This is a genomic window from Pseudoalteromonas sp. SG44-1 (assembly GCF_014164315.1).
In the GTDB taxonomy this organism is placed as follows: domain Bacteria; phylum Pseudomonadota; class Gammaproteobacteria; order Enterobacterales; family Alteromonadaceae; genus Pseudoalteromonas; species Pseudoalteromonas rhizosphaerae.
In genome coordinates this window covers 63,532-72,552 of record NZ_JACJEW010000024.1, presented here as the reverse complement: position 1 = coordinate 72,552, position 9,021 = coordinate 63,532, and the positions used below count along the sequence as shown (strand labels likewise).

General features: G+C 37.6%; 6 protein-coding genes and 1 pseudogene. 2 read left to right on the top strand and 5 right to left on the bottom strand.

What is annotated here, in order from left to right; translation table 11 throughout:
• Positions 1-85: 85 nt before the first annotated feature.
• The 5 genes and pseudogenes from H5187_RS12695 to H5187_RS12675 all read right to left on the bottom strand — a co-directional run bounded on the left by H5187_RS12695 (position 86) and on the right by H5187_RS12675 (position 6,084).
• On the bottom strand, positions 86-1,993 hold the full coding sequence (locus tag H5187_RS12695) for a site-specific integrase (RefSeq protein ID WP_182797922.1): 1,908 nt from the start codon (positions 1,991-1,993) through the stop codon (positions 86-88).
• A gap of 9 nt (positions 1,994-2,002) precedes the next feature.
• Positions 2,003-3,808 carry a site-specific integrase gene (locus tag H5187_RS12690; RefSeq protein ID WP_182794504.1) on the bottom strand — a complete coding sequence of 602 codons (1,806 nt, stop codon included), beginning with the start codon at positions 3,806-3,808 and terminating at the stop codon, positions 2,003-2,005.
• Positions 3,805-5,049 carry a tyrosine-type recombinase/integrase gene (locus H5187_RS12685; protein ID WP_182794503.1) on the bottom strand — a complete coding sequence of 415 codons (1,245 nt, stop codon included), beginning with the start codon at positions 5,047-5,049 and terminating at the stop codon, positions 3,805-3,807. The genes H5187_RS12690 and H5187_RS12685 overlap by 4 nt, the downstream gene beginning before the upstream one ends.
• A 119-nt stretch (positions 5,050-5,168) precedes the next feature.
• Positions 5,169-5,540 (bottom strand): annotated as a pseudogene (gene bcp / locus H5187_RS12680) (thioredoxin-dependent thiol peroxidase); the annotation flags it as partial.
• Between the two features lie 10 nt (positions 5,541-5,550).
• Positions 5,551-6,084 carry a glycine cleavage system protein R gene (locus H5187_RS12675; protein WP_145241549.1) on the bottom strand — a complete coding sequence of 178 codons (534 nt, stop codon included), beginning with the start codon at positions 6,082-6,084 and terminating at the stop codon, positions 5,551-5,553.
• A gap of 352 nt (positions 6,085-6,436) precedes the next feature.
• On the opposite strand from H5187_RS12675, the gene bamC reads away from it, so the two are divergent.
• Positions 6,437-7,498, top strand: a complete 1,062-nt coding sequence (bamC, locus tag H5187_RS12670; RefSeq protein ID WP_182717927.1) for an outer membrane protein assembly factor BamC — start codon at positions 6,437-6,439, stop codon at positions 7,496-7,498.
• Positions 7,499-7,565: 67 nt separating this feature from the next.
• On the top strand, positions 7,566-8,984 hold the full coding sequence (locus H5187_RS12665; protein ID WP_149982889.1) for a YjiH family protein: 1,419 nt from the start codon (positions 7,566-7,568) through the stop codon (positions 8,982-8,984).
• Positions 8,985-9,021 lie beyond the last annotated feature (37 nt).

Sequence of the window (9,021 nt, the reverse complement as noted above, 5' to 3'; positions counted from 1 at the left end):
TAGCTCTGTTGTTTTTAAGCGATTCATAAGATCACAAAACACCATGAATGTTCCCTCGCTTCCCACATTTTTTAATACTATTAGTTCATTGATATATAAAGGCTAATTCTGGGGATACTTTAGGGTTACATCTTAGTGAGCCTATACAGGGGAGACTCTCATTTTTACTATCTGAACCATAACAGTAACCTAATCCAACATTTATCACACCGAGCCCTTGTTCTGCCATAGCTTCAAAAATTTCTTCTTTTGAATACCCGCTTGCCATGTAACCCTTAAATGCTGTTTTAAGGCGCTCTTTATGCTCATCAGCTTTACCCCCAAGGTAATTACCGTCAGGGTCTGCTGTTGCTTTGATTACTTCAATTTCTGATTGTTTTCTGAGCTTTTGTGCGGTTTGGCTCTCAACGAGGCTATCAGCAATTCCACCATAGCCCATAGTCACATCGCTTGTTGACCCCCTAGATAGAAACTTATCTACAGTATTTACTAAGTGTTTAAGCTGGAATGAGATTAGTGGCAGGCCAGCTTCTAACCTATAAAGTTGATATGCAAGTGTGTGACGCATCATGGAATTACTAAAGCCAAGATCATCGTCTGGCGAAACGAGCTTTATGAATATTTTTAGCTGGTGACGGATCATAACTGAGGTTTGGAGTTTCTCTTTCTCGTTGTTTTTCTTCGTGTGGACAGAGCTAAATATCAAGCTTCTTTCTGTAATTGTGCTTAAAATTTTTATCGCTCTTATCGCATCTTCAATAATAGGGATAACAACCCATTTATCATCAAAAAGGCCTTTAGTAGAAGTATCTTTTCCTTTGAAAACATGAGAGCGAAGAAGCTTTATGCCACTCTCTTCGGTGAGGCAAGTGTGTAACTCTATCACAGCTAATTCTGAAGGTCGCATTCCTGTATATTGACCAATTAGATACTTTGCAGCACTTGATACTAGCATTAAATGTTCGTTAACTTCAGATAGTGAGAAATTAAAACCATGACACCTAGCAAGATAGGATCTCATATCTTTTAAATTATATTTTCCTCTGGAATTACGCAATTCATCTGGGATGCCATACTTTGACTCAATATAGCTATCTTCATAACCTGCACTCAAAAGGCGGAAAGCCCGATAAAGTTGAAATGTATACTTGGTAATTCCAACTTTGTTACAGTATTGAGTTTCTGTTTGTAATGCATATCTACTTACGTAAGAGTCTAATACTTCCTCTTCCATAGTTTGTAAAAAATCGTGTACGATTAAAGATGAAGCTCTGATAAGTTTATCAAAAGCTGCGTTAGGTATCACTTGGTTTGATACTTTCTTCTTATATCTTTTTTTCCAACTGAATTGGTCAGGATCAAAGGCAGGAATATTTTCTCCAAAAATGTGCTCTGAAGTATATGGGTTTAGTAAATAAGAAAAAAACTGTCTCAAGTCATCGTTATAGGTATTGGTATGAACTTGTGCTGTTTCTCTGTAATCGATGGCTTGAACTTGAGTAAGAGAGGAATATATTTTTTCAATATGCTCATTACCAAGTTTAACTTTTAAAACTCTAAAAAGTGTGTCTAAGAATCTAAACCCTGATTTCAAATGCCCTAAGATAGTGTTTGTAGCAAGCTTGGTAATATTAGTCTTTTTGGCTTTTTTACGATTATTAATAAATACTTCAGGTGTTAATTGTACACTAAGTAGCAGACACTTTAGCTCGATTATCACATATGGTGGGATGTTTTTATATTTACTAAAGTTAATTTTTAATTTACTACCTGTGATGTTTGCAGATGCATTAGGATTTTCTAAGTTAAAATCCCACTCAGTGTCATCGAAGATTGATATACAGGAAACTGGTAGATTTAATAACTTGGTTAGATATAACGTACTTTTATTGTCGGTAACTCTATCGGGATCAGCACTTAAGAAATCCAGCTTATTTTTTTTGAGCTCAGCAATAGTACTTAGTAAACTGTAATGTTTTGGTAGCCTTTCCATGTCAAACTCCTAAATAAGCTCTGTGGTTTCTATATAAAGAGATATTTTTTCAGCATCATTGAGCTCTTCGGCACTAAATTCGGACAAGTTCGAATCTAGAATCGAATTCAAAAGTGTTAGGTTACTTTTTATAACATGTCCAAATGGAGTATCTAATACTCTACTATTTTGAATTTTAATAAGGTAATCACGTTTCATCGCAAAGAGCTTTGGCAAATCAGTTTTGGTTATGATTACATTAGGGCAACTAAGGCACATGTTGTAAGTACTACAAGGCTTTCCAGGTGTGTAATTAGATAGACTTTTCACAGACTCAGGTGGGTCAAAAATATTTTTGCACGTCGCTAATGGGGTTGACATGGGTAGCGACTCTTTGTTGCCTACCTGTTTATGAGGTTTACTACTAACTGAAGAGCTAATGTTGCTGTGAAGTTCTATCAATTTATCTTTAATTTTTATTCTCGCGGTCTGCCCAAAATCATGAATATCTAGGTAGCGCATTGTTGTATTGAGATTTTTATGACCCATTAGTAGCTGTACTTCCCTAATTGAAACTCCTTCCCCTATTAGGTCGCTGATAAATGTAGGCCTAAACCTTGTTGTCTCTAAAAGTAACTCGTTACTATTTTGTTTAAAAAGCTCGTGTTCGGCAGAAAAGGTTTTTATAGCCATTGAAAGGTGATACATAACGGGAAGGCATTTGATTAAACCGTTGTATGTTTCAAATAACCATAGTTTATTTTTATGCTCTAAAGGTGCCTTTTCTCTTACTTTTGATGTTAGCAACAAAACATTATTAAATATTTCTTTCACTTGTTCACTTTGGCTAAGGGTTAGCCATTGAAGGTCAGCCTTGAATATATCTAAGTGATATAACTTCTGCCCATCAGAGCGGTTCTTCCAATACCTCAAACAAGGTTTCCCAGTTGCAGGGTGAGAGTCTACTAGGTCGTCAATTTCAAGGTTATAAATTGACTCAACATTCATACCTGTGACTTTTAACAGTTTCAGCAAAAATGGAAGTAAATGTCTCATTGTAACCTTACTTAAAACTCCCCAAGATTCATATACATTTTGATAATACGCACCATTGTCTTTAATGATTTGGTAGAAAGCTCTATAGGCTCGTTTACCTCGAAAACCATAACTATTAGTAACGGGAATACATCCCATTTTATTCTCAAAAATCCAACGAGCATCATCTAGTGTTAAATTCTCTACACCCTCTAAGAGCATACAGTCATCATCGAGAATAGCTCTACCTCTTCCTGTTTTCTCATAAGGAATAAGGAGTTTTAAAGCTTTGTTGATTTCAACTTCAATAGCCTCATCAATTTTTTTTCTCTCATTCTTACTATATGGTTTGTAGCGTTCAGTTACTCTTGTTTGATAGCAAAAAGAACTTGGTAAATAAAACCTTTTAAAGTTTGGAACTTTGAGCTCTATAGCTTTATTCAGAACGTTCTTATAGGTACTTTGCAAAACGTTTGCATACCGATTATGTATCTTGTTGAGCAACATGCAGCTTTTCAAATATGCATGAAAATCATCTAACGAAAACTCATTCAGAACTTTAGTCAAATAAATTGGTTGATTACCGAACTTTTCTTTCATAAGTTCAGTAACATGAGAGTGTGTAGCATGAACATCATCTTTATAGGAGTGGCTTACCTTTGTTTTATAAACTGATGCAAATAAATGTGTCAATTGCCGATAAGGTAAAGCTTGGGAGGGCTGCGCTAAATCTTCAATGCAAGTTAAAGGTGTATCAACTAGTGTATCCCATTCACTTAAGTTTGTTTTGCTTTTTGTCATTTCTTGTCCTTAAGTGATATTTTAAGTTGTGTGCTTTTAACAAGCCTTTCCATTCTATCTGCTTTAGTTAATAATTCACCGTCGCTATTAGTTATTGTTTTATATAGTTCTGAAGGTATTTTAGTGTAAACTTCAGTGCTACTTAAGAATGCGTGGCCAAGTGATTTTTGGACTACAGCAAGCCTGTCCACATAGGTTTGCCCTATGTCAGGTGATTGAAGTAAATCGTATGCGTAACCATGCCTTAATTTGTGCGGTGACATAGGCTTGGATAGCATACCTTTCTTTAATGCACGCTCTGATAGTCGATCCAATAGCTTAGACAGGCATTTGGGGGTGATCGGGCGTCCTTCTGCATTAAAGAAAGCAGGGGTTTCTGATAGGGATGAATACTTTCTCGAATGCTTTTTGTATAGGGGGGAGGCATGGTATCTCATTATACGGTTCAAAACAGCTCGACTTACCAAGGTCATTCTTTGCTTAGTATTGTTATGTCGGCCTTTCACACCTTGTATCGAAAGTGGGGCGTAGGGTGATATTACTGGCATGTCCGTATTTTGGTGTATCAACTTTTGACTATTAAACTCTATAGCATCTTCTATATCTTGTTTGGTTATGTTTAGTAACTCTGATCTTCTAACCCCAGAATCAAAAATAAACTGAATAATGAGCCTTTCACGCTCTGAGCCACTTTGTAACATCAATTTTGTTAACTCATCTAGAGAACATGAAATGACAAGCTTTTGCTTTACGGGCCCACTTATTAATCCACTTGAATACGGGCTTTTCTCAATATATGCGTTTCGTAGTTCTTGATTTTGATAGAGGAATTTGTGGATGAATGCTTGAAGTGTTGCATCTCTATTTCGCACTGTTGCAGTAGACAAATCATATTTAGTTCTTAATTCCGCTAAATATTCTTCGATAACAAATTTTGATACCGTAAGGAATGCTTCATCAAGGTGAGTTTTTTGAAATTCTTTCCTATTTTTAAGATAAGCCAAAAAATAACTCAGATTCTTAGCGTACGTTTTTGCCGTGTGGCGGCTTATTTTGTTGTTTCGGAAGCTATAGGATAGAAATTCAGAAATTAATGGGAGTACTCTCATTTTTTCATCTAATGCAACTACACCACTATGAAGCTTGTTTACAGATAACCAGACTCCTTCATCTTCATTTAATAAAGACTTTGATAGATCAACGGATTCATTAGCGACAATATAAGAACTGAATTGATCCATAAAAACGTACTTTATCCATTAAGACTGTGCAGTTTTTAATCGTAGTAGTAAAATTGAGTTTTAGAAAGGAGGGATTAACTTTTTAGTATGTAGTGTGCATAATATTAATGAGGGTATAAATGAATGCCGTCGTACTCTTTACCCATAAACTTTTTGTAGCCCCATACGCCGAATGCTTCTGCAATCGCGTGATCTTCGTCTGAAAGTAGGTCAAAGTTTAATTCTTTTTTGGTTTCAAAGTTCTTTAATTTTTTTACCGGATCAGGGCTGATACCAACCACGCGGGTATTTAGCTGTGCTAACACAGCTTTTTCATCACGTAAGTTTTCAGCTTGCACGGTGCAACCAGGTGTTGATGCTTTTGGATAAAAGTACACTAATACTTGCTGCTCTTTTAATAGCTCTGCAAGGACGATTGTTTCATCATCTTGGTTTTGTAAGCTAAAAGCGGGGGCTTTGTCGCCGGCTTGTAATGGATTAATTGTGTTCATGCTTTGCTCCTTAGCGAATGCGTCGAAATATGTAATCTACGTTTAGAGTACGCGACAGATCTTCAAATTGGACTTTAAACGTATCAATGTCAACCTCAACAGGAATGTTAAACTCCAGTTCACAGCGCATTTTTGTATCTTTTTCTTCGTCATAGGTATCTGACTTTAAAGAACAAATACTAATGTGGTTGTCGGCAAAAAAGCGGGTAACTTTACTTAACGTGCCAGGTGTATCGATACCTGTATATTCGAGGGTGTAGCCAGCACAAAATTCACTTTGAGTATGACTGGCTGTCCGCTTCATCATAGTGAGTAAGCCCAGCTCCATGCCTTTGAGGGGCAGGGTGTGTTCAATGCGGCTGATTGCCGACATATCACCTGATAACAGCATAATAAATGTAAATTCATTGCCTAAGATGGCAATGCGACTATCAATAATATTACAGTGACAGTCACTGACTAATTGGGTTAATTCACTGACAATACCAGGGCGATCATCGCCAATGGCAGTTAAAACGATCTGATGATTTGAAAAAGCAGTCATGAATTCAAGTACCTAGGTTATATTATTAATAACAATCAGAGTAAGCTAAGCCGGCAATTACCACCACACGGCGGCGAAGTTTAACACAAAACAATCGCTAAACTACAGGCCGAGATAATTAAGCTGTTATTAAAGCACAGTGTTTCTTGTTTTTAGTGGCATGGGAAAGTACCATAGTTAAAATTTTGCATATTGACAGGCTGACACTTACGTTTAGCCGTACCCCAAAGTAACGGGTTTTGCATAAAAACAAGATACGTAAAGTTAATATTGACTTTACACTGAACCAAATCGGCATAACCCACTCATATATTTGTTAAAACAATTAAGGGTATGCTAAGGAGAATTATCTGTGCAGTATTGGATCCCAAAAGCGCTTGCTGTAAGCGTATTGGTTAGCTTGTCAGGATGTGGTGTGTTCACTGACGAAGCGCATCAAAAACGTAATTACCGTGCCAGTGAGCCGGTACAAGTGCCAGGACAATTGGCTCAGCCAGCTTTAGACCCCATTTATAAAATGGATGTGGCGGAATATGACAATAATCCGGATTCAACAAACTATCGTCCCCCAGCACAAGTATTAACTGTGGCAAAAGGCAGTTGGGTTGAAGAAGGTGATAAACAAGCACGCGTTTATTTTGATAAAAACGATGGTATTGTCGATTTAGATGAGTTTATTTGGGATTCTGTGCACGCTGTGTTAGCGGAACACCAAACAAAGGCAATCAAACAAGATAAGTTATTAGGTTCAATAGAAACTGACTGGTATGCCATAATTAAACCTGAAGAAGGTTGGTTATGGGATAGCGATACTGCGGTATCTGAGCAACGTTTTATTTTTACTATTGAAGAAAAGTCACATCAACGCACAGCTTCATTAAGCGCTAAGTTAGCTGAGTATAAAAGTAAAGATGTGCCATTGACACCAGTTTTACAACAGCAGCTAGAAGTGCGTGCACTGAACCAAGTAGTGGCTGAGTTTGATTATCGCTATCGTCAACTTGAAGTTGAAATACGTAAACAACAAGGCATTATTTCGCTGGAAATGGGTTTTGATAATAAAGGCAATGCGGCACTGGTAACTGAACAGGATTACTTTGTAATATTTGATCGTTTCTCAGGATTTCTTGAGCGCCTATCGTTTACGATAGTTGAAATTGATCAAGAACGTGGTTTGATCACGGCTGATTACAACAAACCTGAATCAAGTGTTTGGGATTCAATTTGGGGTGAAGAACTTGCTGAATTGCCGATTGAAAACGGCCAATATCAAATCTTAGTCAGTCGCACCAAAGAAGGTGGTACTAGCTTAACGTGGATGGACGATGAAGGCACAACGTTAGAGCCTGGTACGATGAATGACTTACAACAAGCGTTAGAAAGTGCTCTGCGCCAACGCGGTATTAAAATTTAATAATAAATAATAATAACACCACAAAAAGAGCTTTTGCTCTTTTTGTGGTTTCTACAGGTTGAAAATAATGTCTAATCTAGCTTCCTCTCACCCGCAGTTTGACTTTAAGGTATGGTTTAATTTTTTAGTTCCTTCATTGATTGGCGTCCTCTTATTCATGACTCCAGTGCCAATGGACGGGGCAATGACTATTCCTATCGCTGTTATGGCAAAAGCGGTGCAAGCACATATTACATCGTATGCCGATACGTTGATCACTCTAATTATTTGTACTACAGGTGTTTTATCATTGATTTTCAAGGCTTTTAAGCCTGCGGTATTAATGAAATCTACTATTTTAAAGCATCTTTTTGATGTGCATTGGCTTTGGCTAGTGATCCGCTTATTTGGTATGGCGTTTATTATCTTAACGGTTTTAAGTATTAATAATCCGGATTTTAAATCGACGTTACCAGAGTTTTTAATTCCACTTTTCGATGGTATTACATCAGGAAATACCGGTGGCTTAGTGCTAAAAGATTTATTGCCGGTGTTATTTTCGGTATTTATTTTAGCGGGTTTATTACTGCCTTTATTGTTGAATTTTGGCTTGCTTGAGTTAGTAGGCACGTTATTAACTAGAGTAATGCGCCCGTTATTTGGCGTTCCAGGGCGAAGTGCTGTTGATTGTGCAACTTCGTGGCTAGGTGATGGCAGTGTGGGTATTTTAATGACCGCGCGCCAATATGAAGAAAAGCATTATACTCAGCGTGAAGCGGCGATTATCGGTACTACGTTCTCCGCGGTATCAATTACTTTTTGTTTGGTGGTATTAGGCCAAGTAGGGCTGGAAAAATTATTTGCCCCGTTTTATTTAACCGTTTGTTTAGCTGGGGTTGTTGCTGCGCTGATCGTGCCACGTATACCGCCATTGAGCTTTAAAAAAGATATATATATTGATGGAAGTCAGCCCGATAAGCATAAAGAACGCGTGCCACATGGCAAAAATGTGTTCAAACATGCGCTACATGTAGCGCTGCACAAAGCTAAAAACTCACCGGGCTTCGCTGGTACCATAAAAGAAGGTATTCACAACGCATTAGATATGGTGTTTGCAGTATTACCTGTGGTTATGGCTGTGGGCACGTTCGCATTAGTTATTGCTGAATATACGCCGATATTTGCTTATTTAGGCAAACCGTTCATCCCATTCTTAGAGTTATTACAAATCCCAGAAGCAGAAACTGCTGCGCAAACGATCATGGTTGGCTTTGCGGATATGTTTATTCCGTCAATATTAGCTGCTGGCACGATCGAAAGTGATGTTACTCGTTTTATTATTGCGGCAATGAGTGTAACCCAGTTGATTTACATGTCAGAAGTGGGCGCGCTTTTATTGGGTAGTAAAATCCCAGTCAATATATTTGAATTATTTGTAATATTTATTCTCAGAACCTTGATCACGTTACCCGTTATTGCCCTGATGGCACATTGGTTGGTTGGCTGATCCTGCCAGTTGTTAATTTATAAAAAGCCTTGATTAA

Coding starts and splice junctions, on each gene's coding strand:
- H5187_RS12695 (WP_182797922.1), bottom strand. CDS start 1,993: ATGGAAAGGCTACCAAAACATTACAGTTTACTAAGTACTATTGCTGAG.
- H5187_RS12690 (WP_182794504.1), bottom strand. CDS start 3,808: ATGACAAAAAGCAAAACAAACTTAAGTGAATGGGATACACTAGTTGAT.
- H5187_RS12685 (WP_182794503.1), bottom strand. CDS start 5,049: ATGGATCAATTCAGTTCTTATATTGTCGCTAATGAATCCGTTGATCTA.
- H5187_RS12675 (WP_145241549.1), bottom strand. CDS start 6,084: ATGACTGCTTTTTCAAATCATCAGATCGTTTTAACTGCCATTGGCGAT.
- H5187_RS12665 (WP_149982889.1), top strand. CDS start 7,566: ATGTCTAATCTAGCTTCCTCTCACCCGCAGTTTGACTTTAAGGTATGG.